The organism is Oleisolibacter albus, from assembly GCF_003336875.1.
Lineage (GTDB): Bacteria > Pseudomonadota > Alphaproteobacteria > Azospirillales > Azospirillaceae > Niveispirillum > Niveispirillum album.
The window spans coordinates 1-25,340 of the sequence record NZ_QGNJ01000003.1 but is presented as its reverse complement, the minus strand read 5'-3'; the positions used below and the strand labels follow the sequence as shown (position 1 = coordinate 25,340).

General features: G+C 71.3%; 15 protein-coding genes and 1 pseudogene. 7 read left to right on the top strand and 9 right to left on the bottom strand.

The genetic code is table 11. The features are described 5' to 3' along the window. Window positions 1-69: 69 nt before the first annotated feature. Complete coding sequence (locus DK368_RS05100; RefSeq protein WP_162305871.1) at window positions 70-1,572, bottom strand: PepSY-associated TM helix domain-containing protein; 1,503 nt, start codon at window positions 1,570-1,572, stop codon at window positions 70-72. Beyond that, a complete protein-coding gene (locus DK368_RS21600) occupies window positions 1,565-2,137 on the bottom strand; it encodes a hypothetical protein (protein WP_162305870.1) in 573 nt (190 codons plus the stop codon). The genes DK368_RS05100 and DK368_RS21600 overlap by 8 nt, the downstream gene beginning before the upstream one ends. A gap of 250 nt (window positions 2,138-2,387) precedes the next feature. On the opposite strand from DK368_RS21600, the gene DK368_RS05090 reads away from it, so the two are divergent. Next, the gene (locus DK368_RS05090) at window positions 2,388-4,586 is read left to right on the top strand and encodes a hybrid sensor histidine kinase/response regulator (protein WP_162305869.1); all 2,199 of its coding nucleotides are present in this window, start codon (window positions 2,388-2,390) and stop codon (window positions 4,584-4,586) included. Between the two features lie 6 nt (window positions 4,587-4,592). Here DK368_RS05090 and DK368_RS05085 read toward each other — a convergent pair whose 3' ends face one another. Next, entirely contained in the window at window positions 4,593-6,263 is a 1,671-nt protein-coding gene (locus tag DK368_RS05085; protein WP_205028050.1) for an aminotransferase class V-fold PLP-dependent enzyme, read from the bottom strand. 281 nt (window positions 6,264-6,544) lie between these two features. Here DK368_RS05085 and DK368_RS05080 point away from each other — a divergent pair, with 281 nt between their 5' ends. The 5 genes from DK368_RS05080 (at window position 6,545) to DK368_RS05060 (ending at window position 15,452) form a co-directional block, all read left to right on the top strand. Next, window positions 6,545-8,827, top strand: a complete 2,283-nt coding sequence (locus DK368_RS05080) for a TonB-dependent receptor (RefSeq protein ID WP_114392649.1) — start codon at window positions 6,545-6,547, stop codon at window positions 8,825-8,827. 98 nt (window positions 8,828-8,925) lie between these two features. Further along, window positions 8,926-11,016: an alkaline phosphatase D family protein gene (locus DK368_RS05075; protein WP_162305868.1), complete on the top strand. Its 2,091-nt coding sequence runs from the start codon at window positions 8,926-8,928 to the stop codon at window positions 11,014-11,016. Window positions 11,017-11,198: 182 nt separating this feature from the next. Continuing rightward, window positions 11,199-11,411 carry a hypothetical protein gene (locus DK368_RS05070; protein ID WP_114392645.1) on the top strand — a complete coding sequence of 71 codons (213 nt, stop codon included), beginning with the start codon at window positions 11,199-11,201 and terminating at the stop codon, window positions 11,409-11,411. Next, window positions 11,411-13,525 carry a cysteine peptidase family C39 domain-containing protein gene (locus tag DK368_RS22240; protein WP_114392643.1) on the top strand — a complete coding sequence of 705 codons (2,115 nt, stop codon included), beginning with the start codon at window positions 11,411-11,413 and terminating at the stop codon, window positions 13,523-13,525. The genes DK368_RS05070 and DK368_RS22240 overlap by 1 nt, the downstream gene beginning before the upstream one ends. After that, window positions 13,512-15,452 carry an ATP-binding cassette domain-containing protein gene (locus DK368_RS05060; RefSeq protein WP_114392641.1) on the top strand — a complete coding sequence of 647 codons (1,941 nt, stop codon included), beginning with the start codon at window positions 13,512-13,514 and terminating at the stop codon, window positions 15,450-15,452. The genes DK368_RS22240 and DK368_RS05060 overlap by 14 nt, the downstream gene beginning before the upstream one ends. A gap of 38 nt (window positions 15,453-15,490) precedes the next feature. On the opposite strand, the gene DK368_RS05055 is transcribed toward DK368_RS05060, so the two are convergent. The 5 genes from DK368_RS05055 to DK368_RS05035 form a co-directional block, all read right to left on the bottom strand. Beyond that, entirely contained in the window at window positions 15,491-16,027 is a 537-nt protein-coding gene (locus DK368_RS05055) for a cyclic nucleotide-binding domain-containing protein (protein ID WP_114392639.1), read from the bottom strand. A 42-nt stretch (window positions 16,028-16,069) separates the two neighbouring features. After that, complete coding sequence (locus DK368_RS05050) at window positions 16,070-18,940, bottom strand: NHLP bacteriocin export ABC transporter permease/ATPase subunit (RefSeq protein ID WP_114392637.1); 2,871 nt, start codon at window positions 18,938-18,940, stop codon at window positions 16,070-16,072. Window positions 18,941-18,955: 15 nt separating this feature from the next. Next, window positions 18,956-21,073 (bottom strand): NHLP family bacteriocin export ABC transporter peptidase/permease/ATPase subunit, encoded by a 2,118-nt coding sequence (locus DK368_RS05045; RefSeq protein WP_240002344.1) that lies wholly within the window; start codon window positions 21,071-21,073, stop codon window positions 18,956-18,958. Between the two features lie 71 nt (window positions 21,074-21,144). After that, window positions 21,145-22,410 carry an NHLP bacteriocin system secretion protein gene (locus DK368_RS05040; RefSeq protein ID WP_114392633.1) on the bottom strand — a complete coding sequence of 422 codons (1,266 nt, stop codon included), beginning with the start codon at window positions 22,408-22,410 and terminating at the stop codon, window positions 21,145-21,147. A gap of 304 nt (window positions 22,411-22,714) precedes the next feature. Then, window positions 22,715-23,263 (bottom strand): TetR/AcrR family transcriptional regulator, encoded by a 549-nt coding sequence (locus tag DK368_RS05035; protein ID WP_114392631.1) that lies wholly within the window; start codon window positions 23,261-23,263, stop codon window positions 22,715-22,717. Between the two features lie 89 nt (window positions 23,264-23,352). Between DK368_RS05035 and DK368_RS05030 the strand changes: the two genes are divergently transcribed. Further along, window positions 23,353-24,372 (top strand): NADP-dependent oxidoreductase, encoded by a 1,020-nt coding sequence (locus DK368_RS05030; protein WP_114393108.1) that lies wholly within the window; start codon window positions 23,353-23,355, stop codon window positions 24,370-24,372. A 264-nt stretch (window positions 24,373-24,636) separates the two neighbouring features. Here DK368_RS05030 and DK368_RS05025 read toward each other — a convergent pair. Next, window positions 24,637-25,191: pseudogene (locus DK368_RS05025) on the bottom strand (IS630 family transposase); the annotation flags it as partial. Window positions 25,192-25,340: the final 149 nt, after the last annotated feature.

Here is a 25,340-nt window from a genome sequence, read left to right as displayed (position 1 = left end):
GCCCGCAGGCATCGTGCGGGCCGATAATCGCCCTGGGGCGGTCACGGGCAATAACCGCCGGTCAATGGCTCAGGAGCGGCCGACCGGGGCAAGACGGCCGGCCCGGTCGCGTCCCCAGCCCAGGGACAGCCCCATCGCCAGGGCCATGGCGACCAGAACGCCGTCCATGATCCAGGCGGCGGGGTCGATGGCGATGCCCTGCCAGCGCACACCGTGCAGCAGGGCCACAGCCAGCAGCAGCCCCCCTGTCACCGCCCGCAGGCGACGCGCCAGCCGCCTTGCCTCCAGCGCCGGAATGGCCGTGACAAGGGTCAGCAGCGTCACCGCCCAGAACACTGGCAGTGGCGGCAGATCGGCCGCCTGGACAGCCAGCGCCGTGACGGCGAAAGCCACGGGCTGTCCCCAGAAGACAGCCGTCCACACCCGTTCCCAGCCGGGGGCCGGATCGCCGCGGTCACGGCGGCGGGCCAGCCAGATGGTAATGCCGGTGGAGGTGACCAGACACAGGGCCAGGCCCAGCACGCCATAGGCCAGCTTGACCGGCAGGCCGCCGAAACTGCCGAAATGCAGCGGTTGCATCGCCGCCAGCACCTGCATGCCGGCCACACCATGGTCATAGCCACCGCGGTGCAGGAAGACGCCGGCGCCATCGAAGCTGTAGGTGTCGGGTCGGGCCAGCTGGTCCGGCGCCTGGGCGGAAATCACCACCATCTGCCCCGCCTGCCCCGCATGTTCCAGCTGGATATAGGACAGGACGTCCCCCGGCGTCTGCGCCTGCACCTGGGCCAGCAACGGGACGATGGCCGGAAGCGGTGCCGGCGATGCGTCCTGCCCCGGCTGGGGGCCGAGCACGGCCTCGATGGCGCGGGTGGTATCGCCGCCATAGGCGGCATAGGCCAGCACATTGACCACCAGCCCCGACAGGCCCAGGAACGCCCCGGTCAGGGCCACCGCCAGATGGAACGGCAGCCCCCAGACGCTGAGACGGTTGTGCAGGTCGGCATCCTGCAGCCGGCGCGATCCGCCCCAGCGCAAATGGAAGGCGTCCCGCAGGATGCGGGGATGGGACAGGATCCCGGAGATCAGCAGCGACAGCAGCGCCACGCCGATGATGCCCACCAGATACATGCCCCAGGGACGGGCATGGAAATCGTAATGCTGGCGCAGCATGAAATCGGTCCAGGGCAGATGTTCCGGCATGACCAGCCGGCCCTCGGCATCGGCATACCAGTCGCCTTCCTTGCCGCTGTCATGGTCGTGATAATTCACCGCCAGCCGCGGCAGGCCGCGTCCCGGGGCGATCAGCAGAAGATCGTGCAGGGCATCATCGGCCGCCGCCTTGGCCGCAACCCCATGCAGCGCCGCCTCGGCCGCCTGCGGCTGCAACGCGGTCACCAGCGGCGCGTCGGGCTGCTCCCAGCGGGCGAACTCGGCATGGAAGACGGCCAGCAGCCCGCTGAAACAGACGAGATGGATCAGGGCGGCGAAGGCGATGCCCAGGGCGGAGTGGCCGGCCAGCATGGAACGGACGAACCCGCCCTGGCCGGGCATGGCAGTGGTGCGGTCAGACATGCAGCACCAGCGGCAGCAGGGCGGTGGCATAGCCGGCGACGGCCACCCCGGTCAGCACCAGGGCGGCCCGGCCGACGCGGGCGTCGCACAGGGTCCAGGCCATGCAGGCGGCCCACAGGATCGGAACCAGCAGTCCCCCCAGGACCAGACGGGTCTGTTCGACCATCGGTCCCTGCATGGCCATGGCGATGCCCACCCCCATGGCGGCCAGCAGCCCCAGAGGGCCGGCCAGCAGGAAACGGGCCATGCCCAGCCAGCGGCTGGTGCGGCGGACGGCCGGTACGGCCGCCGGAGCGCGGCGGCGCAACCGCTCGGGCCGGACCTCCACCCCCAGAACGACAGCCGCCAGCCCGATCAGACTGAAGCACAGCAAGCCGAAGGGAAGGCCCAGATCGGGACCGGCCATCCAGGCCCACAGCAGCAGCGACAGCAGCAGCAGACACGCTCCCGCGGCCGCCACCAGGGCGCGCCAGGGCAGGCCGGAGCGCGCCCAGACCAGACGCAGGGCCAGAACCCCCGCCCCCATGGCCGCCACGCCGGGCACCATCGTCAGCAGACCGGACACCGGTGGACCCTCCCCTCTCCATCCCAATTCAATGGACCGGTTATACGCGAACGACTCGCATTTTCAATTCATTCCCGTGCCCGCCTGCCCGTGCCCACCGGTCGTGTCAGGAGTGGTGGTGCCAAGTCCCGCCGGCCCTATGACAACCCGCCGAGTGACGGCGGCAGAGCCGCACGTTAAAGATGGCGGACAGGGTCAAAGGCGCATCCGCACGCGCATGGCACCGTCCGCGACTCCCCGGAGATGGAATTTGGCGTCCCACGATCCCGCCCGTCCCCTGTATGCCCTTCTGCTCGCCTCGATTCTGGTGCCGGGACTGGCCTGCATCGGGGCGGGCTGGGTCAGTTGGCGACAGCTGCGGGCCGAGGCGGAGAACCGGGCGCTGACCACCGTGTCCATGCTGCATGAGCATGCCCAGAAAGTCTTCGAAATCAACGAGGTCATGCTCGACTGGCTCGACCAACGCCTGCAGCGGCTGTCCTGGGCGGAGATCGCCGCCTCCCCCGTGGTGCATCAGGACATGATGCGGGTCAAGGGCACCTCGCGCCAGATCAGTTCGATGCTGGTGGTCGATCCGGCCGGACGCATGGTCGCCAATACCCGCCGCTTCCCGCTGGAGGGGCCGGTCGACATGGCGGAGCGGGACTTCTTCCTCGCGGCCCGCGACAACATAGGCAAGGCCTATGTGGGGGCGCCCGTCGTCGGGCACCTCAGCCAGTTGCCGATCCTCAATATCGGCCGGGCCAGATCCTCGCCGGACGGACAGTTCAACGGGGTCATCGCCGTTGCCGTTCTCACCAGCTATTTCACCGATTTCTATGGGAAGGTGTTGCAGTCGCCGCGGGATTCCGTGGCCCTGATCCGGGCCGACGGCAGCATGCTGGCGCGGGTGCCCGATGTGGCGGGCATGCCGGCACGGCTGGGACCATCGGTGCCGCTGATGCAACAGATCGGAAAGACCGACCGGGGGGTCTACCGCGCCGTGTCCGCCATTGACGGCGTGGAGCGGCTTTATGCCTACCGCCGGGTTGGCGACCTCCCGGTCTATGTCAGCTGTGGGCTGGATCTGCGGGCGTTCCGCCAGATCTGGTACCGCAATCTGGCACTGTTCTGCTTTTTCGCCCTGCTGGCCGCCGCCGGCCTGTTTTCCGTGGCGCTGCTGGCGCTGCGCCGGACGCGGCGCGAACAGGCCGTCCTTGCCGCGCTGGCAGCGGAGGTGAAGCGGCGCGAGGGCGTGGAGGCACAGTTGCTCCAGGCCCAGCGCATGGAAGCCATCGGCCAGATGACCGGTGGCGTGGCCCATGACTTCAACAATCTGCTGCAAGCCCTCAATGGCTGCCTGGAGATGGTGGAGCGCCGGGTCCAGGACCCGCAGGTGACCGGTCTGGTACGCGCGGGCATCGACACGGTTGAACGCGGCGCCCGGCTGGTGCGGCATCTTCTGGCCTTTGCCCGGCGGCAGCCACTGGCACCGGAAGCCGTTGATCTTGCGTCCCGGATCCGCGGCATGCGCGACCTGCTGGACCGGTCTTTGCGGACCGATATCCGGGTGGACCTGGACCTGCCGGCCGATCTGTGGCCGCTGCTGGCTGATCCGATCCAGCTGGAACTGGCCATCCTCAATCTGGCCGTCAATGCCCGTGATGCCATGCCCCAGGGCGGGCTGCTGCGCCTGTCGGCCGCCAATGTCACCCTGACCCCCGGGGATCAGCCCGACGGGCTGGACGGGGAAGCGGCCGACGGGCTGATGGGCGATTTCGTCCGCCTGACAGTCACCGACACCGGGACCGGCATGCCGCCCGAGGTGCAGGCCCGCGCCTTCGAACCCTTCTACACCACCAAGGAGGTCGGCCAGGGCTCCGGCATGGGGCTGAGCATGGTCTATGGCTTCGTGCGCCAGTCCGGCGGCGGCGTCCAGCTGTCGAGCCGGCCGGGCAGCGGCACCAGCGTGGTGCTGCTGCTGCCGCGTTCGCCGCGGCCGCCCGAGCCGTCCCTGGCCGAGGCACCGGCCGCCACCCGGCCCGGCAACAGCGGCACGGTCCTGCTGGTGGAAGATGACGCGGCGGTGGGCATCGCCGTCGAGGATATGCTGGCGGCCGCCGGGCACCAGGTGCACCGCGTCCTGTCGGGCACGGCGGCCCTGTCCGTCCTGGACCAGCGCCGTCCCGTCGATCTGGTCCTGTCGGACGTGATGATGCCCGGCGGGCTGACGGGACTAGATCTGGCCCGCGAGATCCGCCGCACCCGGCCGGATCTGCCGGTGATCCTGATGACCGGGTTCAGCACGGCCATTGCCGAGGCCGAAGCCGAGGGACTGACGGTGCTGGCCAAACCCTGCCGTGCGGAAACATTGCTGCGCACCGTGGCCGACATGCTGGACCGCCGCGGCGGCACGCCCCCACACCAGCCACCGCGCGCCCCCCGCTCAGGCGGACCAGCCCCGGTCTGACCCCGATCAGGCGAACCAGCAGAGATCCTGGGGAATGTTCTCGGGCAGGGAACGGCTCTCGCCGGCCCCGGAAGCGAGTGTCGCCAGCAGGTCGCGGGCCTGGCGGAGACAGGCGTCGGCGTCGGGCGCATCGGCCGGGGACGCGGCGGACGCCGCGGGCAGCACCAGCCCCCGCACCACAGCGGCCAGATCGACCGGGGCCGGCTCGGGCTGCCAGCCCTCACGCCGCCAGCCGCCCGTGCGGGCATCGCAGCGGTAGAGCGGCAGGAAGCGGTGGCCATGCTCGGCCACGAAGGCCACGGCCTCCAGCACGAAATCCACCTCGGCGTCGCTCATGAGATAATGCAGGTTGATGCGGGTCCATCCCGGCCGCAGCAGGGTCAGCCCGTCCGTCACCGCCTGCTCGAAGCCGCGCGACCGCTCCGGGTCGATGCCCAGCAGGTGATGGGCATAGGGGCCGGCGCAGGAACAGCCGCCGCGGGCCTGGATGCCGAACAGGTCGTTCAGCAGCTGCGTCACGAAGGTGTAGTGCAGGCGCCGCTCGCCCCGGCGCACCACGAAGGACAGGATCGACAGGCGCTCCGGCCCGCCGGCTTCCGCCTCCAGCACCGGTCCCAGGATCTCCAGGTTCGGCACCGCGGCCAGCCTGTGCCGCGCCCGGCGGTACAGCGCCTGTTCACGCGCCTGGATGGCCGCGGCGCCGAGGGCCTGCTTGACCTCGAACACCAGCCCGGCGCGGATGGCCCCGACGATGGAGGGTGTGCCCGCCTCCAGCCGGCGGATGATGTCGCGGTGATAGCGGTGCCCGCTGGGGGAGACGAAGGCGACCGTGCCGCCGCCCGGCTTGGGCGGGGGAACGCTGTCGCGCACCAGCCGCCGCTTCAGCACCAGCACGCCCGGCGTGTCCGGCCCGCCGGGGAATTTGTGCGGCGACAGGAAGATGGCGTCCTTGGCCGGATCGGTCCCCGGCTCCGCCGGCGGGTTCATGGCGATGGGCAGATAGGGGCCGGCGGCGGCATAATCCCACAGGGCCAGGGCGCCATGGCGGTGCAACAGGCCGGTGACCCGGTCCACCGGCGTCATCACCCCGGTGACGTTGGAGGCGGCGGAGAAACTGCCGATGATGCGCCGCCCGGCATGGCGCCGCAGCCGCGCCTCCAGATCCGCCAGATCGAGGCCCCCGGCCGCGTCCAGCCCCACCACCTCCACCTCGGCGCAGGATTCGCGCCAGGGCAGCTCGTTGGAATGATGCTCGTAGGGGCCGATCAGCACCAGCGGCGGCTCCCCGGCCACCGGCCGGTCCAGCCCCAGGATGCGCACCATCATGTTGACGGCGGTGGTGGTGCCGGTGCCGCAGAAGATGACGGCATCCTCCGGTCCGGCGCCGACGGCGGCGGCCACGCTGCGGCGGGCGGCCTCGCGCAGGGCGGTGGTGCGCCGCCCGGTCTCCGACGTCTCGGTATGGGAATTGGCATAGAAGGGCAGAACAGCCCGGCGCAGATGATCCTCGATGAACCCCAGCGCCCGGCCGGAAGCGGTCCAGTCGGCATAGACCACCCGCCGCGGCCCGAACGGGCCGGTGAAGACCGCATCGCCACCGATCAGCGCGGCCCGTACCCAGTCGATCAGCCCGCCGTTCCCGGTCTCGCAGAGGGACTCGTTCCCGCTCACCGCCATCCCCGTCGCCTGTTCCGTTCTCTGGTCCGTGGCCCGGCCGGACCCGGACTGACGGACATAGCCCCGCACCGCGACGGCAGCAACTTCTTTTCTACAAATTGGCAGATGTGGAATGAACGTTTCGGCAGCCAGGACACACCCCGCCGCCGATTCTGTTCGCTCAAAAAACATTCATGCGTGCATCATCTTGCCGTAACAGTTCTCCCTATCCTGCCAGCCTGACATGAACCCGGCGGCCATGACCCGCCGGCACGGCCATATCGGGTTGGGGGAGAAAACTGATGCGCGCAGACACTGTCCGGCGGACCACGTTGTTGGCCGGCGGCGCCCTGGTCGCCATGCTGGCAGCCGCTCCGGCGCTGGCGGAAGAGACCGTCCTGGAAGAGATCGTGGTCACCGCGCAGAAGCGCGCGCAGAGTGCGCAGGACGTTCCCATCGCCCTGACCGCCTATACCGGCGACGATCTGGCCAGGCTCGGCGTCGATCAGCTGGACAAGCTGTCGAACTATGTCCCCGGCCTGCAGATCCAGCTGCAGAGCCCGAACAATCCGGGCTTCGTCATCCGCGGCATCACCTCCGACAGCGGCTCCGCGCAGGAGGAGGCGCGGGTGTCCGTGTTCGTGGACGGCGTGCCGGCCAGCCGCGCCCGCGGCGCCAACATCGAGATGTTCGACCTGGAGCGCGTCGAGGTGCTGAAGGGGCCGCAGGGCACCCTGTTCGGCCGCGGCGCCCAGATCGGCGCCGTCAGCATCATCACCGCCAAGCCCGACACGGACGCGGTGGCGATCAATGGCCGTGTCGCCATCGGCGATTACGGCCAGAAGACCTATGAGGCCGCCGCCAATGTGCCGCTGAACGACAAGGTCGCTATCCGTGTGGCCGGCATCAGCCGCGACCGCGACGGCTATATCGACAATCTGGCCGGTGGCGAGGCCCTGAACGGTGTCGGCGTCAAGGCCCTGCGCGGTTCGTTCCTGCTGCTGCCGGTGGAGCGTCTGACCGTCACCGGCATCGTCAATTACCAGGAGGACGACTACACCGGCACCTCCTTCAAGAACAAGGTCTTCGCCCCCCAGGGCGGCGACACCAGCCCCTTCTCCGCGGCCCAGCTGAACCGCGGCGAGGGTCTGGGCGTGGACCGCAAGCTGTTCAATGCCACGCTGAACGCCGAGTACGAGATCAACGACGCGCTCAGCCTGACCAGCATCACCGCCTACCGCGAATTCAACGCCTGGGAGGATTTCGACGCCGACGGCAGCCAGGCCTATCTGCTGGAATTCGCCGAGGACGCCCAGGGCACGCAATGGTCCCAGGAATTCCGCCTGAACTACAAGGTGGATGACAAGCTGGAAGGCTTCGCCGGCGTCAGCTACTTCTACGAGGACGGTTTCCAGCGCGTACCGCTGAGCACCGACGAGCGCCAGCTGGCCGTGTTCAATCCGGGCGGCGCCCTGCCCTTCCCCAATTTTGGTCCGATCATCACCCCGGCCGGCACCCTGAATCCGCTGGTGGCGCTGCTCGGCCTGCCGCCCACGGCAGGCAACCCGCTGCCCTTCCCGCTGCCCGCGCTGGCGACGGGCGAATTCACCAACTTCGGCACCAACAAGGCTTACGAGGCCTTCGCCGACGCGACGTACCACGTCACGGAGGAGTTCTCTCTGACCGGCGGCCTCCGCTTCACCCACGAGGAGCAGGATTCGGCCTTCGTCCAGTCGGTCAGCCCGACCGCCATCCTGCTGCCGGCCCTGTTCCCGAACGTGGCCCGGCGCGAACTGTCCGAGGATTTCAACAGTGTCGTCGGCCGCCTGGTCGCCACCTATCAGCCGAACCGCGACAGCCTGTTCTATGCCAGCGTCGCCCGCGGCCGCCGTCCGGCCGTGGTGCAGGTGGACGCCACCAACAGCGAAGTGCTGAAGAACGAGATCGTCTGGAGCTACGAGGCCGGCACCAAGCTGACCTTCCTGGGCGACCGTCTGCGGGCCAACGCCTCGGCCTTCTGGTACGATTACAGCAACTTCCAGACCTCCGTCCGCGTGCCGAACAGTGCCCTGACCCGCGTGGACGATGCCGGCGAGGCCCGGTCCTACGGCTTCGAGCTGACGCTGAATGCCCGCGCCGCCGACTGGCTCGACCTGTTCGCCACCTACGGCTACATCAATGCCCGCATCGACGACGAGGATTCCAACGGCAATGCGCAGGCGCTGGGCGGCAACACCTTCCGCCTGACACCCAAGCACGCCTTCTCCCTGGGCGGCACCGCGACCTATGGGCTGGACGCAGCCGATGCGGAGATCTTCTTCACCCCCAGCTTCACCTTCAAGTCGCGGGTCTATTTCGAGGATGCCAACACGCCGGGCATCGAGCAGGGTCCCTATGGCCTGCTGAACCTGCGCGCCGGCATCCGCTCCGCCGACGGCCGCTGGACGGCAACCGCCTATGTGGAGAATGCCCTGGACCGCGAATACCTGATCGACGCCGGCAATACCGGCGCCTCCTTCGGGCTGCCCACCTACATCGCCGGCCCGCCCCGCTTCTACGGCGTGGAATTCGCGGTGAAGTTCTGAACCGACGCCATGCCGGCCCCGCCCCGCGGGCGGCGGCCGGCATGTCCACCCGCTCGGGTCCGCTGTCCCGCTGCGCCCGCAGAAGAAGAGTACGATCCATGTCCCGTCCCGATCTCAACCGCCGCTCCTTCCTTGACCTGATGCTGGCCAGCGGCGCCATGGCGGCTTTGACGGCCGGTCTGCCGCTTCTGCCCGGCATCCGCCCGGCCGCCGCCGCCGACAGCAACCGCTTCCACTTCCCCCAGGGGCTGGCTTCGGGCGATCCCATGCCGGACCGGGTGGTGCTGTGGACGCGGGTGGAGGCGCGCGACACCGCCGCCGCCGGCCAGCCGGTGACGCTGACGGTGCAGATGTCCGACACCGCCGAGTTCCGCACCGTGGTGCTGGAGAAGACGGTCACGGCCAGGCCCGAGCATGACCATACCGTGCGCGTGCTGGTGGACGGGCTGAAGCCCGACCGCACCTATCATTACCGCTTCATCGCCCCCGACGGGGCCGTGCCGGAATTCATTGGCCGCACCCGCACGGCGCCGGCACCCGACGCCGACCGCACGGTGCGTCTGGCCTTCGTCTCCTGCCAGAATTTCGAGGACGGGTTCTATGGCGCCTACCGCACGCTGCTGAACCAGGACAAGGCAGCCGGCGACGCCGGCATCGATTTCGTGCTGCATCTGGGTGACCAGATCTATGAGACGGTGGGCGACAGCGGCGCCCGCACCATCCCGCCCCTGCCCAGCGGCGGCGGCGAGACGAAATGGGGTGCCGCGCGCAACGCCCTGACCCTGGCCGATTTCCGCTATCTCTACCGCACCTACCTGTCCGACCCGGACTACCGGGAGGCGCGGGCGCGCTTCCCCTTCATCTCGATCTGGGACGACCACGAATTCGTCAACGACTACTGGCAGACGGTCATCACCTATACCCCGGCCGGCCAGTCGGCCCCCAGCGCCAAGCTGGCCTCGAACCAGGCCTGGTTCGAGTACATCCCCGCCCTGCTGACCGGCACCGTGGGCGTGCGGGGCGTGGCGCCCGCGGCCAAGGATTTCCAGCCGGCCAGCGTCAGCGACGTGGACGGGCGCAACGCCCCCGTCGATGACAACAACCTGCTGCAGGAACCCAACAGCCTGGCGGCCATCAACAGCCTGACCATCTACCGCAGCCTGCGCTTCGGCCGGCATGTGGAACTGGTGCTGACCGATACGCGCAGCTACCGCTCCGACCATGCGGTGCCGGACGAGCTGGCCATGGCCATCACCGGCCAGGCCACCTACATGCTGCCGCTGTCGCTGGTGCGGCTGATGGATGCCGGCCGCACCGCCAATGGCGGCAACCCGCCGGCCATGCTGCCCCTGGGCGACAAGCAGGTGCCGAACCCGCGCAAGGACCGGCCCGCCGGCACGCTGCTGGGCGGCCCGCAGAAGGACTGGCTGAAGCGGACCCTGGCCGGCAGCGATGCCACCTGGAAGATCCTGGCCAGCTCGGTGCCGTTCCTGCCCATGCGCATCGACATGGCCGAGATCAACCCCAAGGCCGAGACGCTGGTGCTGACCGCCGACGCCTGGGACGGCTACCCGACCGAACGGCAGGAGCTGATGGGCTGGCTGCGGCGCCAGGGCATCACCAATGTGGTCGCCCTGACCGGCGACCATCACCAGACCTTCGCCGGCCTGATCTATGAGGATTACGAAGCGGCCAAGCCCGTGCCGGTGTCGGTGGAGTTCAGCATCACCGGCATCGCCAGCACTCCGGTCTTCACTGCCTTCGCCGCCGTGGCGTCGAAGGACGACAATCCGCTGAAGCCGCTGGTGGTGGGCGACGGCGCCCGCTTCGGCCGCCCCGGCGACGTGGTGGAGGCGCTGAACCTCACCCTGCGCCATGGCACCAAGGCGGCGATCACGGCTGCCAAGACCGGCGATCTCAAGGCCGCGCTGGCGGCCAGCAACCCGCGGCAGAACCCGCATCTGCGCTATGTCGACACCCGCTCCAACGGCTTCGGGCTGGTGACCGTGGGCGCCAAGGGCGTGCATACCGCCCTGGTCACCACGGCCCTGGCCACCAGCCATTACGGCGAGGCCGGCGCGCCGGTGCTGCGCACGGCCCATTTCACGGTGAAGCCCTGGTCGAAGGGCCAGAGCCCGGCGCTGGACGCGCCGGTGGTGGACGGGCAGCGCCCCTTCCCCATGGCCTGATGCCGGCCAACCGGTCCCGGCGGCGACAGGCGCTCCGCCGGGACCGCCGTTGTTTCTGCCGCGCAGAGAGCGGCAGGGCTCCGCCATAGACCCGCCACCTTGACGGCAGCGCCCCCCTGGCCGCAGACACTGGCCCCGTCAGGCCGCCCCATACGGGGCCGCAGGAAGGAGCGCGCGCAACCGTGTCCGGCGGGGAACAGAGTCAAGACCAGGGACGTCCGGAAGAGAAGCGGACGCCCGCGGCGCCGGGACCGTTCCGTCAGGCCGCGCTGGACCGGCTGGCCTCGCCCGAGCATCTCGACCGGCCGGTGTACCGGCCCGCGGCCGCCCATGGCATCGGCCTCATGTCCTGGCTGCTGATCGGGCTGACCCTGCTGCTTCTGGTCCTGGCCTGATGCGCAAGCCCGCCGCTGTCCGCACCGCCGCCCCCGCCACCCCCGCCGTGCGTCAGGCCGAGGTGGCGGAATGCGGGCTGGCCGCCCTGGCCATCCTGCTGGGCGTCCATGGCTGCCATGTGGGGCTGGAGCCGCTGCGCCGGCTGTGCGGCGACACGCGGCTGGGCACCAGCGCCCGCACCCTGCGCCGGCTGGCGGAGGCCTACGGCTTCCAGCTCCGCGCCTTCCGCTGCGATATCGACCGGCTGGGCGGACAACCCGTCCCCTTCATCGCCCACCGCGCCTTCATCCATTTCGTCGTGGTCGAGCGGATGGATGGCGACAGCCTGCTGATCAACGATCCGGCCTGCGGTCCCGTCCGGGTGCCGCTGGCGGATTTCGCCGATGATTTCTCCGGCGTGGTGCTGCGCCTGGTCCCCACCGACACGGCCAAGCGCCAGGGCCGCGGCTTCCGGCCCCTGGCCGGCCTGCGCGATCTGCTGACGGGACAGGGGTGGGCGCTGGCCGGGGCCATCGCCGCCGGGCTGGTTGCCGGCCTGATGCAGATCGCGGCCTGTCTGGCGCTGGCCCGGCTGGTGGCGGACATGCTGGCGCCCGACCTGCCGGCAACACCCATGGCGGCCACCCCGGCCGCCCTTGCCGCCGCCGGCGCGCTGGGCCTCGCCGCCCTGCTGGCGACCCTGGGCGCGGAACGCGGGCTGCAGTCCGTGGCCGCACGGCTGGGCCGGCACGAACTGGCCGCCGGCTTGGACCGGCTGTGGCGGCTGCCCACCCGAAGCCTGTTCAGCCATGCCCCCGCCACGCTGGCCGGTCAGGCCCGGCTGGGACTGGATCTGGCGGCCCGCAGCGACCTGCCGGCCCTGGCCACGCAGGCGGTGACCGCCCTGCTGGCCTTGGCGCTGCTCTGGGGAACGGCCCCCCTGGCCGGATCGCTGTTGTCTGCCCTGCTGGCGGCGGAAACCGCGCTGCTGCTGCGGCCGTTCCTGCGCCGGGGCGATCCGGCCCCCATCCAGGCCGCGGCCGTGCCGCAACTGGCGCCGGGGGCCGACATCTTCGCCGATTACGGCCGCCACCGGCTGGGCGGAGCCGAGGCGGAGCTGGTGGCGGAGTTGGGGGGGCGGCTGGCCCTTTCCCTGGAGAGCACCGACCGGGCCGCCGCCACCCACCGTCTATTGCATCGGACCCGCCCCGCCCTGGGTGCGGCCCGCCGCGTGCTGTCGGTGCTGCTGGCGGCCCTGCTGCTGACAGAGGGGCGGATGACGCCGGCCCTGCTGGTGCTGCTGCTGCCGGAACTGGCCGCAGGCTTCCCCGCCCGTCTGGCCCGCTGGGAGGGATGGACCCCGCTGGAAAGCCTGCTGCTGCACCGGCGCACCCTGGACCAGGGCGGCGAGACGGCGCAGACCGATGCCGGCGCGGGCGGGCCGCGGACACCGGGTCCCGACATCGGGACCGTGGAGCCGGCGCCGCTCTGGCCCGACGGGCTGTGTGCGGAGAGCCTGGGCTGCACCGATCTGATCTCCGGCCGGGTCCTGTTCCACGATCTCACCCTGCGGGCCGCGCCGGGACAGCAGCTGGCCATCCTCGGCCCGTCGGGCAGCGGCAAGTCGGTGCTGGTGCGGCGGCTGAGCGGGCTGGAGAGCGAGGCCGGCGACCGGATCCGGCTGGATGGCGTGCCGCCGGCCGCGGCCCCGCCCGGCACGGCGCTGCTGCTGGATGACAGCTGGAGCGTGCTGCCGCTCAGCGTGCGCGACAATCTCTGCCGCGGGCTGACCCTCGACGATGACCGGCTCCAGACCGTGCTGGAGGAGGTGGAGCTTGCCGCCGACCTCGCCCCCCGCGGCGGGCTGGATCTGCGTCTGCACACCGGCGGCGCCGAACTCAGCGGCGGGCAGCAGCGCCGGCTGCTGCTGGCCATGGCCCTGCTGCGGGCACCGAAGCTGCTGGTGCTGGACGAGCTGCTGGACCGGCTCGAACCGCCGCTGGCCCGGCGTATCCGCGCCGCCATCCGCCGCCGCGGCATCCTGTTGCTGGTGGTGACCCGGCGGGACGAGGATGCGGACAGCTACGATCAGGTGATCCGCCTGGGACCGGAGGCCGGCCATGCCGCCGGATGAGACGGTGCTGCGCACCCTGCTGGATCATCTCCAGAGCGGCCGTGGACATGCGCGGACGGACGGCACCGACCCGGCCCGCTGGCGGCAGGCGGCCCCGCCGCTGGGCCTGCGCCTGCGCCGTGTCCGCCCCCATGGGGCGGACTGGTGGCGCCGCGACCTGGGGCCGCTGCTGGTGACGCTGGCCGGCCGGCCGGCCCTGCTGCTGCCCCGGCCGGGCAGGATCCCGCTGCTGGTGACGGCGGCGGATGAACCCGGCCGCCCCCTGGACGAGGGGACGGCTACGGCCCTCGGTTCCGACGCCTTCATGCCCTATCCCCGCTTCCCCCGCGACCGGCGCGGGCTGGACGGCTGGTGGTCGCTGCACCGGCTGGACGGGGCGCCCCCCTCCTGGGCGTGGCCGCTGGCCGCGGCGCTGGCCCAGGCCCTGCCGGCCCTGCTGCTGGCGCGGGGGCCGGGCTGGACCGGGCTGGCGGCCGGTCTCGCCCTGGCCGGGGCCGCGGCGGCCCTGGCCACGGTCAGCCGCCTGGCCGACGGGCGCCACCGCGGCCGCCTGATCTCCCAGCGCCTGCAGGCGACGGTGTGGGACCGGCTGCTGGACCTGCCGGCGGAGCGCGTGCGCCGCCAGCCGGCCACGGCCTGGGCCACGGCCGCGATGCGGGGACTGGCCGGCGCCCACCGCCGGCTGGCGGCGGCCTCGGCCCTGGACTGGGGTCTGTGCGGCCTGCTGGTGCCCCTGGCCGCCCTGTCCTGGCTGTCGCCGGCCACGGCCCTGGCCGTATCGCCGGCGCTGGCGGCCCTGACCGGCCTCGGCTGGGTCCTGACCGAAGGGGCCGAGCGGCAGAACCGCAGGGCCGGGCGGGCGCGGGAGGAGTCGGGTCCCCTGCTCACGGCCCTGGTCCGCGCCCTGCCCCAGCAGCGCCAGGCCGGCACCGCCGCCTGGCTGAGCGGCCGCGTGCAGGCCCTTCTGACGCGGGAACTGGCGGCGGATCGGTCGGCTGCCTGGCGGCGGGCGGCGGCCGACCGGCTGCGCTTCGCCGGCGCCCTGCTGACGCTGCCGCCGGTGCTGGCCGTTGCGCCCTTGCCGACGTTGCCGCCGGGGCAGGACCCGGGCATCCTGACGTCGGGTCCGCTGCTGCTGGCCGCCCTGCTGCTGGGCCTGCAGGCCGGGGCCGGGTCCGCCCGCCTTGGACATGCCCTGGGCCTGGACCGCTCCGGCCGACGCGATCTGGCCGCGCTGGAGCCGGTGCTGGCCCTGCCGCCGGACAGCGGCGCCGGCGCGCCGGTGCCGGCCTTCGACAGCCTGACGGCAGAGGACCTGTCCTTCACCCATCCCGGGGCCGCCCGTCCCCTGTTCCATGGCCTGGGCTTCCAGCTGGCGCGGGGGCAGGTGCTGGCCCTGGTCGGGCCGTCCGGTGTGGGCAAGACCACGCTGATCCGCCTGCTGGCCGGGCTGGACCAGCCCACGACCGGCCGTATCGCCGTCGATGGCGTCACCCTGGCCCATCTCGACCCTGCCGGCTACCGCGCCCATGTGGCCGCCGTGTTCCAGGACGACAGCGTGGCCGTGCAGACCGTGCGCTCGGCCGTGGCCGGCAACGGCCCGCTGGACGGACCGGCCATCTGGGCCGCGCTGCGCTTCGTCGGGCTGGAACCGGCGGTGACGGCCCTGCCCATGGGGGTGCAGACGCTGGTGGCCCAGGGCCTGTTCCCCGGCGGGCTGGTGCATCAGTTGCTGCTGGCGCGCGCCCTGGCCCGGCGTCCGCGTCTGCTGCTGCTGGACGAGGCGCTGGCCTTCCTCGATGTGGCCACGGTCCGGCCGATCCTGGAGGCGCTGCGCGCCCAGGGCATGATGATCGTGCTGACCTCGCACCGGCCCGAGATCACGGCCCTGGCCGACCGCGTCATCGACCTGACGCCGGCGGGCTGAGGGCCCTCGCCCCGCCGCGGGGACCGGCCGGGATCGGATCAGCCCCCCGCCAGGATCTTCAGCATCTGCTCGAAGCGCAGACCGGCCATCGACACCTGGTCCAGCACGGTCTCGTCCAACTCGTCGGCCAGCAGGGCGTCGCCGCCGATGGACCCGTCCGGCCCTGTGGTCATGCGCTGGGTGGTGCTGCGCAGGCGGTCGGCCAGGAACACGGCCAGCGCCTTGTAGAATCGGGCGGCGAAGCCGCTGTCGCCGGCCAGCCGCGCCTCCATGGCGCGCTTGTCCAGGGCCAGCACCTGGCAGCCTTCGCCGGCCCGCACCGTGGCCGAGGGCGGCGCGCGGTCAACGAAGGACATCTCGCCCAGCACCTCGCCGCTGCCCATGCGGGCCAGCACGCTGCCGTCGGCCAGCTCCACCGTGACCTCCCCTCCCAGCACGATGAACAGATCATCCGCCGGCTCGCCCTGGCGGATCAGCACGTCGCCGGGCCGCGGGCGCAGGCGCCGGCCGGCCCCGGCCATCCAGGCCATGTCGGCGTCGTTGAGAAGGCCCATGATGTAGAGGACTTTACGCATGGCGGACTCCGGATTGGATCGACGGCCAAGGGCCTGGAGACATCACTGCACCAGCTGGCGCTGGGCCAGCGTGGCGAAGGGACCGGGGCTGTCGATCAGGGCCTCGTAGCGGCCGGACTGCACCAGCCGCCCCTTCTCGATGACGAAGATGCGGTCGACACCCTGGATGGTGCTGAGCCGGTGGGCGATGACGATGCGGGTGACGCTCAGCTTGCTCAGCGTCTCGGTGACGATGGCCTGGGTGCGGTTGTCCAGGGCGCTGGTGGCCTCGTCCAGCAGCAGCAGCCGCGGCCGGTGCACCAGGGCGCGGGCGATCAGCAGGCGCTGGCGCTGGCCGCCGGACAGGGTGCCGCCGCCCTCCATCAGCACGGTGTGCATGCCCATGGGCATCTCTTCGATATCCCGGTCCAGCCCCACCATGCGGGCGGCGGCCCAGGCATCCTCCAGCCGCAGTCCCGACGGGCCCAGGATGTTGGACGACAGCGACCCCGCCGAGATGCGGCCGTTCTGCAGCACGACACCGATCTGCCGGCGGACCGCCGCCATGTCCAGCCGGCTGGCCGTCCTGCCGTCGAACAGCACTTCGCCCGTTTCCGGCCGGTCGAAGCCCAGGAGCAGGCGCAGAATGGTGGATTTGCCGCTGCCCGACGGGCCGACCAGGGCCACGAACTGGCCCGGCTCGATCTCCAGGTCCAGACCGTCCAGCACCGCCGGACTGTCGCTGCCATAGCGGAAGCGCACCTGGCGCAGCGCCACACCGCCCTGCAGAAGACCCGGCGGCTCGGACTCCGCCGTCCCCTCGGGCACCGCCTCCAGCAGAGGCTTGGCCCGCTCGATCAGCGGCAGGGCCATGGTCAGGCCGGAGGAGGCCTTGCCCAGCCCGACGATGGCCGCCATCAGCTGCCCGAAAGCGGCGGAGAAGGCGACGAAGGCGCCGGTGGTCATGGCCTGCCGGGCCTCGCCCGCGGCGACATTCCCGCTGGTGGCCGCCGCCGTCAGGTCGGCCTTCAGGAAGTAGGCCAGCGCCCCGAACAGCACGGCCGTGCACAGGGTGGGCAGGAAGGCCATCACTGTCTGTTCCACCGCGGCCCAGCGCCGCCCGGCCACGAAGCGGTCGCGCTGGTGGGCATAGCGCCGCGCCCACTCGGCCATGGCCCGCTTCTCCGCCGCCGCCGTGCGCAGCTTGCCGATGCCCATGATCAGTTGCAGCACGAAGCCGTCCAGCCGGCCCTGATGGCGGATCCGCTCGCGCTCGTGCCGCAGTTCGGCCAGCGAGGTGCCGACGATGACGGCGGTGGTGGCCAGCGACAGGACCAGGGCCACCAGGGCCAGCCGCCCGTCATAGCTCAGCAGCAGCCCGAACCCCACCAGCCCGAACACGGCGCCCACCAGCCCGCCCGTGACATTGCTGCCCAGGATGGCGCGGGCATTCTGGATGCCCAGCAGCCGGTCGGCCAGATCACCGGCGGTGAAGCCGCGGAAGAAGCGGGCCGGCAGCCGCAGCAGCCGGTCCATCAGCGCCGGGGCGGCATTGATCTCGAACCGCGCCTCCAGCCGTTGCAGCGCCAGCCCGCGCACCAGCTCGAAGGCGCCCTGGCCGATGGCCGCCGCCACCAGCCCCGCCATCAGCGCCAGCAGCGCCGGCACCTCGCCATTGGGCACCAGACTGTCGAAGGCGATCTGCATGCCCTTGGGCACGGCCAGCCCGACCAGGGCCGCCGCCGCCCCCGCCAGGGCCAGACGCAGCAGGTCGCGGCCATTGCCGCGGGCGCCCAGCCGCATCAGGTCGCGGAAGCGCAGGGGGTCCGCCGGGAAACTACGGTAGAGCTGCCAGGCCTCCGGCTGCAGCCGGGCCGCCAGATCCGCATCCAGCGGCGCATCCAGGCCCAGCCCGGCCACACGCCAGCCCTTTCCCGCCGGCAGCAGGGCCACGGGCCGCTTCTCCTCGTCCAGGAAGGCCAGCAGGGCGTCGGCGGCGCTGCGCTCCCAGCCGGGCCGCAGCAGCACGCGCCGGCGGCGCAGGCCCATCTGGGCGAAGGTCTCGTCCACACCGGTGCCCGGCGGCGGCGCGGCGGTAAGTGCCGGCATCGGCTCGCCCAGATGCAGCAGGATCCGGGCGATGGCCGTGGTCAGCGGCTCGCCCGTCTCCACCGCCGGGCTATGGTCGCGCCCGTCCAGGGCGCCGGCCAGCCGGCCCAGCCCGCGCGACAGCGCGTCGGCCTCGTCGCGGGCGCGCTGTCCGGCCACGGCCTCGCCGGCCCGGGCCTGACGGCGCAGGCGCTCGGCCACGGCCTCCAGCACGAAGGCGTGGAAGCGCGCCAGCGGCGGCGGCACAGCCCCAGTGGGCTCCAGGACCAGCGTCGTCTCTTCCGGGGCCGTCAGCCACAGCCGGTCCACCAGCGGCAGCGGCGGCGCCCCGGCGGCCACGGGGTGGAAGCCCAGGAGATCGGCCGTGCCCCGCTCCACCCGCAGCCAGAGCACGCGCCGGGCATCGGCCGCCAGAGTGGCACCGGCGGGCAGAATCTGTGCGCCCGGTTCGGCCACCCGCTCCGACCAGGGCATCTCCAAGGCGGCGGCCTGGGCCAGCCGCACGATCCAGGCCTCCGCCGCCGCCGCGTCCGGCGCCGCGCCGCAGCGGCGGGCACGGGACCCCAGCGAACCCACGGCCAGCAGATGCAGCCCGGCTGCGGGCGCCACATCCAGCAGCACACCGCCCTGCGGCACCCGGAACAGATGGTGGCGGCGGCCGTCACGGCCGGCGCCGTCGCGTTCCACCGCGAACAGGTCGAAGAACCCGTCCTCCACCCGCCAATAGCCGTCCCCGGCGCCGTCCAGCACCAGCGGGTGGCGATAGCCGCCCTCGAACAGCGGTCCCGTCCGGGACGTCTCCGCCGCTGTCTCCAGCGTGGTCATGCGCGCTCCATCGGCTCAGTGGGCGGAGATCAGGCGGGCATATTCGCCGCCCTGGGCCAGCAGCGCCTCGTGGCTGCCGCGTTCGACGATGCGGCCCCGCTGCAGCACCACGATCTCATCGCAGTCACGCACCGTGCTCAGCCGGTGGGCGATGATGATGCAGGTGGCGCCGCGGCGGCGCAGCCGGTCATCGATCTCCTTCTCCGTGGTCGGGTCCAGCGCCGCCGTGGCCTCGTCCAGCACCAGCACCGACGGATCGCTGACCAGGGCACGGGCGATCTCCAGCCGCTGGCGCTGGCCGCCGCTGAAATTGCCGCCACCCTCCTCCACCCGCGCCTCCAGCGTGCCGGGGCGGGCCGCCACCTCGTCCAGCAGGGCGGCATCCTCCAGCGCCCGCAGCAGCCGCGCATCGGGCACGGAGCGGTCCCACAGGGTCAGGTTGTCGCGCACGGTCCCCTCGAACAGGAAGATGTCCTGATCCACCGCGGCCAGCAGCCGGGCGCGCTCCGCCGCCGGGATCTCGGCCAGCGGACGGCCGTCGATGCGGATTCTGCCCGACCAGGGCTGGGCCAGCCCGGTCAGCAGCCGGCCCACCGTGGATTTGCCGCTGCCGGAGCCGCCGACCAGGGCCACGCGCATGCCGGGCTTGAGATGCAGGCAGAAATCCTGGATCAGCGGCGGGTCCAGCGGGCTGTAGCCGAAGTTCAGCCCCTCGATCTCCACCTCGCCGCGGGCCGGCGGCAGCCCGCCTTCGGGCAGATCGAGGCAGGGGTCGGTGGCGTTGGCGAAGGCATCGTCGATGCGCGACAGATCGGCCCGCGCCGACTGGGCCTGGCTGGACAGGCCGACGAAGCGGCCGATGGGCTCGGAGAAGCTCTCGGCCAGGCTCTGGAACGCCACCAGCGTGCCGATGGTCATGGCCCCGTCCATGACCCGCGTGGCCCCCAGCCCCAGCACCACCACATTGGCCAGGGTGCGGAACAGCGTCGGTGCCGCCGCCAGCAGCACCTCCATCTGGCCCAGGTCGCGCCGCACCTCCAGCAGATTGGCCTGATGGCCGGCCCAGCGCTCGAAGGCCTGGTTCTCCAGACCCGACGCCTTCAGCGTTTCGATGGATTGCAGGGCACCGATGGAGGCGGCCGCCAGCTTGGCCCCGGCCGAGGCCTGACGCTGGCTGGACTGGCGCTGGTGGGCGGCGATGGCACGCAGCAGCAGCATGTTGGGCAGGGCCATGCCCACGGTGACGGCGCCCAGCAGCGGATCATAGCTCAGCACGATCAGGCCCAGGCACAGGCAGGTGGCCAGATCCAGGGCGCTCTGCGCCATTTCGCCCGACAGCAGCCGGGCCACCCGGTCATTGGCGGCGATGCGCTGGGCCACGTCGCCGGCGTGGCGCTGGTTGAAGAAGCCCATGGGCAGACGCAGCACATGCCAGACGAAGCGGGCGGCGCCGACGACACCCAGCCGCGTCTCCAGCCGCAGCAGCAGCGTCTGCTGCACCAGGGTCAGCCCGGCGCGCAGGGCCGCGGTCAGCACCATGCCGACCAGCAGCGGCTTCAGCCAGCCGTCCTGCCCGCCGACCAGCACACCATCGACGAAGATTCGGGAAAAGGCGGGGATGGCGACACCCGGCACCACCAGGGCCAGGGCGGCCAGGGCGATGAACAGCACCGCCGGCCGCGACGAGCGCAGCCGCGTCGCCAGCAGCGACAGCAGACCGGGACGGGCACCGCCGGGCTGGAACCGCTCCCCCTTCTCGAAGGCCAGCACCACGCCGGTGAAGCCCTCGCCGAACTCCTCCAGTGTCACGGTGCGCGGGCCGCTGGCCGGATCGTTGAGGAACACCCTGTTCCCGGCCATCCCCTCCAGCACCAGGAAATGGTTGAAGTTCCAATGGACGATGGCCGGCAGCGGCAGGTCGGCCAGCCCCTCCACCTCTTTCTTGAAGCCCTTGGCGGTCAGGCCGAAGCCGCGGGCGGCCTTCAGCAGGTTGCTGGCCTTGGCCCCGTCGCGGGAGACGCCGCAGGCGGCCCGCAACTGTTCCAGCGGCACCCAGCGGCCATGATGGGCCAGCACCATGGCCAGAGAGGCGGCGCCGCACTCCACCGCCTCCATCTGCAGCACGCTGGGCACCTTGCAGCGCCGACCTGTCCCCGGCCGGCTGCTGCGGACCGCCCGCTGCCATACTGCGCGCAGTCCGGACATCATAGGCCGGTCGCCGCCCGCAGCAGCGGAATGACGAAGGACAGGGGCGACTGTTCGCGCACCGTCACCTCGGCGTCGGCCGGCGTGCCGGAGGTCAGCGTCAGCTCCGGTCCGGCGCCGCCGGCCCAGCGATAGCCGCTGGCCGTGCCGCTGTCGGGCACCAGATCGATACGGGCGGCGAAGGGCGGCCCGTCCTTGGAGAACTGGTTGACCAGCTGGTCGTTCTGCAGGGTGGCCTGCATGGCCTGCGGCGTGGACGGGAAGTCGGACACCGCGACCACCGTTCCGACCAGGGTGCCGAACTCCTCCTTCTTCACCACCGACGGGGCGATGCGCACGCTCATGCCCGGCTTTACCTGCTTGCCGGTCTTGGGCGGCAGATACAGCACCAGCTGCAACCCGCTGCGGCCGCTCTCCACCGCCACCACCGGCGTCCCCGCGGCGACCTGCGTCCCCACCGGCGCCTTGATCTCATTGACCCGCCCGCTGGCCGGGCTGCGCACGCTCTGGCGCTGCTCCAACAGCAGTTCGGCATCCTGGAGCTTGCGCCGCGCCTCGGCCAGATTGCCCTCGGCCGTGCGCAGTTCGCGGTCGTCATTGTTGCGGGCGGCGATCTCGTCGGCCTCCAGTTGGATCAGCTGGCCGCGGGCCTCGGTGGCGGCCTGCCTGGCCTCGGCCAGTTCCTGCCGCGTGGCATTGACGCGCTGGGCCGTGATGAAGGACCGGCTCAACAGCTGTTCCTCGCTGGACAGCCGCGCCTCCAGCACCTTGGCCTTGGCCTCGGCATTGGTCAGGGCCTGGGTGAACAGGGTCCGGCGGGCGGCGCCGTTGGCCTGCCGCGCCTCGGCGTAGGCGGCAAGCTGGCGGCGCATCTCCTCCAGCCGTGTCTCCAGTTCCCCGACGGTGGCGCGGGCATTCTCCACCCCCTGCACCAGATCGGGCTGGGCGATGCGGGCGACCACGGCGCCTTCCCTCACCGCGTCCCCCACACCGACGCTGAGGGCGACCACGGCGCCGCTGCCGGTGGCGGTGGCGGCGAACAGCTGGCCGCCGGCATTGACCAGGATGCCCGACCCCTTGACCCGCGTGGGGATCGAGCCGGTGATGCTCCAGACCAGGGCCGCCAGCGTCAGCGCCAGCAGCACGGCCAGGGCCAGCCAGTCCAGCGGCCGGGCCACCACCATGACCTTGTCCAGCTGGTCCGGTGACGCCAGCCGGTCCAGCGCCGCCTTGCGGAACAGGCGGGTCGCCTCGGGCGCCGACATCTCAGCGGCCGTCCCGGCCCGCCGGCCCGCCCGGGACCGGCCCGATGGCGGCGGTCCGGCCGGATGCGGAGCGGCTGTCGGCAGGACCGGGGGCAGCAATGCGGCGGGCAGGAAGCGGGGCCACGGTCGGTTCTCCTGGGCGGCTCGGCGGAACGGGACGGCCGGCCCCGGCGGGCCGGCCCGAACGCAGTACCCTAAGGGGGCGATGGTTCGCAGGGCGACGCTTATCTTCTATGCCGCCGGCCCCCGGCGCTATGCAGCGCCGGCCCTACCGAGGCCGGCACCGCCCGCACGCGCCCGCGGCTCACGGCGTGGTCAGGATGGCGCCGCAGATGATATCGAACAGGTGATCGGCCCGGGGCACCAGCGGCGGCTGTTCCGCAAGCCATGCCAGTGCGCTGATCAGGGCGAACAGGTCGTTGCCGTCCATGTCGAGCCGCGCCGCCCCCGCCGCCTGGGCCCGGTGCAGAAGCCGTGTGCCGGCGGCGCGCAGACCGGTGCAGGAGACATGCAGCGCCGACTCCTCGTCCGAAATCGCGGCCACCATCAAGGCGATGGCGCCACGGCAGCTGTAGGTCATGGCGACCGCTTCCCGCAGCCAGGCGACCAGGGCGCCGCCGGCCTCATCCGAACGCTCAAGATCCGCCGCCCGCCGTGCCAGCGCATCGAAATCGCTGCGCAGAAGGGCATCGAGCAAAGCCTCCCTGGTCGGGAAATGGCGGTACAGCGTGCCAAGCCCCACACCCGCCGTGCGGGCGATATCACGCAGCGACGTGTCGGCCCCGTGTTCGCTGACCAGCTGCCGGGCCACGGCGAGCAGCTGGTCGTAGTTCTTCTGGGCGTCGGCTCTCATCGTTTTCCTTGACAAGCGGATCAGTGTTCCGTTTATAACCGGATCAGTGTTCCGCATCTCATAGCATGTCCGCTCAGATGGAGAAAGCCATGCCCAGCGACCTGATGAAGGCCGTCCGCATCCACGCGTTCGGCGGTCCCGACGTGCTGGTCTATGAAGATGCCCCCAGACCGTCCCCCGCGGCCGGCGACGTGCTCGTCCGGGTTCACGCCGTCGGCGTCAATCCGCCCGACTGGTACCTGCGCACCGGCTACCGGTCGCTTCCGCCGGAATGGCGGCCACCGGGGACGTTCCCCATCATCGTCGGAACGGACATTTCCGGCACCGTCGCCGCGGTCGGCGATGATGTGCGGGGCTTCGCCGTCGGCGACGCCGTCTATGCGCTGGTGCGCTTTCCCGACGGTGTGTTCGGACTGAGCCAGGCCTATGCCGACTATGTCACCGTGCCGGCAGCGCAGCTGGCCTTGAAGCCGGCGGGCATCGACCATGTGCATGCCGCCGGCGCCCCCATGTCCCTGCTGACCGCCTGGCAGTTCATGATCGACCTGGGTCACGACGTGCCGAACCCGCTCCAGCCCGCCCGGCATCAGCCGGTGCCGCTCAGGGACAGGACCGTGCTTGTCAATGGGGCCGCGGGCGGTGTGGGGCACCTTGCCGTGCAGATCGCCAAACGGAAGGGCGCCCATGTCATCGCCGTGGCCTCCGGACGGCATGAGGCGCTGTTGCGCGATCTCGGAGCGGACCAGGTCATCGACTATACCAGGACGGCGCCCGAGGAGACCGTGCGTGATGTCGATCTCGTCATCGATTCCGTGGGCGGACCGGCCGCAGGGCGTTTCCTGCGCACGCTGAAACGCGGCGGCGCCCTGTTCCCGATCTTTCCCCTGGGCTTTTCCGGCCACGCGGAAGCCCTGGCGCGGGGCGTCACGGTATCGGCGACCCAGGTCCGCTCGAACGGCGCGCAGTTGCGGGAGGTCGGGGCTCTGCTCGATGACGGGAGCATCCGCATCGTCATCGACAGCACCTATCCGCTGGCCGAGGCGCGCAAGGCGCACGAACGGGCCGAGGGCGGGCACATCCAGGGCAAGATCGTGCTCACCGCCGATTGAGGGGGGACTGGCCGGCGTCTTGTGGACAAAATTCCTCAATCATGCTTCCCTGACCCGGATTGCCCCCGCGGCAATCCGGGTCTTGGACAGCGTTTATACAAGAGAACGTCTTTGCCTAAGGCGACAGGGGCGACAGACGCCAGACCCCGTCACCTTTGTCGCATTAAGGATAAAAATCCTTTAGAATCCACACATTGCCAGGCGACATGCCGGTGCGCCGAGGGTGCGTTTGTCGCGTTAAGGTCAGCTTAGAGCGGTTTCCGCTCACTCTGGCTCATAGCCTGCTGCGGTGAAGAAGTTCGCGCATTCAGTTGGCGTGAAGCGGTCGATGAGGGTGCCGATGGCGTTCCAGAGGCCATCGACGGTGCGTTCGGCGGCCTTGCGCAGCAGCGTTTTCAGCTTGGAGAAGGCGTTCTCGATCGGGTTGAAGTCGGGGCTGTAGGGTGGCAGGAACCGTAGTTCTGCGCCCGCCGCTTCGATGGCGGCACGGACGGCCGGGGATTTGTGGCTGGCAAGGTTGTCCATGATCACGACGTCTCCGGGCCTGAGTTCCGGGACGAGGACCTGATCGACATAGGCCTCGAAGGATCGCCGGTTGATGGGGCCGTCGAGCACCATCGGCGCGACGAGGCCGGACAGCCGCAGACCGGCGACGAAGGTCGTGGTCTTCCAGTGGCCGAAGGGGACGCCCATGCGCAGCCGCTCCCCCCGGGGCGCCCGGCCATGGGTGCGTGCCATGGCGGTGGAGGCCCAGGTCTCGTCGATAAAGATCAGCCGCTCGGGATCGAGATCGGGCTGGGCCTCGAACCAGGCCAGCCGCTGCCTCAGGATGTCCGGCCGGGAGGGTGTCAGATCTTTTGTGTAAATGAGCGGCCCCGTGGGATCCTGTTTCACAAGGAGACCACGGAATGCCAATTGACGACGAGATCATAGAAAAGCTGCTGGCTGGCTACGAGAAGCCGGAAGAC

Excerpts from the sequence above, each read along its gene's own strand:
- DK368_RS05100 (WP_162305871.1), bottom strand. The coding sequence starts at position 1,572 with ATGTCTGACCGCACCACTGCCATGCCCGGCCAGGGCGGGTTCGTCCGT.
- DK368_RS05085 (WP_205028050.1), bottom strand. The coding sequence starts at position 6,263 with ATGGCGGTGAGCGGGAACGAGTCCCTCTGCGAGACCGGGAACGGCGGG.
- DK368_RS05080 (WP_114392649.1), top strand. The coding sequence starts at position 6,545 with ATGCGCGCAGACACTGTCCGGCGGACCACGTTGTTGGCCGGCGGCGCC.
- DK368_RS05075 (WP_162305868.1), top strand. The coding sequence starts at position 8,926 with ATGTCCCGTCCCGATCTCAACCGCCGCTCCTTCCTTGACCTGATGCTG.
- DK368_RS22240 (WP_114392643.1), top strand. The coding sequence starts at position 11,411 with ATGCGCAAGCCCGCCGCTGTCCGCACCGCCGCCCCCGCCACCCCCGCC.
- DK368_RS05060 (WP_114392641.1), top strand. The coding sequence starts at position 13,512 with ATGCCGCCGGATGAGACGGTGCTGCGCACCCTGCTGGATCATCTCCAG.
- DK368_RS05055 (WP_114392639.1), bottom strand. The coding sequence starts at position 16,027 with ATGCGTAAAGTCCTCTACATCATGGGCCTTCTCAACGACGCCGACATG.
- DK368_RS05050 (WP_114392637.1), bottom strand. The coding sequence starts at position 18,940 with ATGACCACGCTGGAGACAGCGGCGGAGACGTCCCGGACGGGACCGCTG.
- DK368_RS05040 (WP_114392633.1), bottom strand. The coding sequence starts at position 22,410 with ATGTCGGCGCCCGAGGCGACCCGCCTGTTCCGCAAGGCGGCGCTGGAC.
- DK368_RS05035 (WP_114392631.1), bottom strand. The coding sequence starts at position 23,263 with ATGAGAGCCGACGCCCAGAAGAACTACGACCAGCTGCTCGCCGTGGCC.
- DK368_RS05030 (WP_114393108.1), top strand. The coding sequence starts at position 23,353 with ATGCCCAGCGACCTGATGAAGGCCGTCCGCATCCACGCGTTCGGCGGT.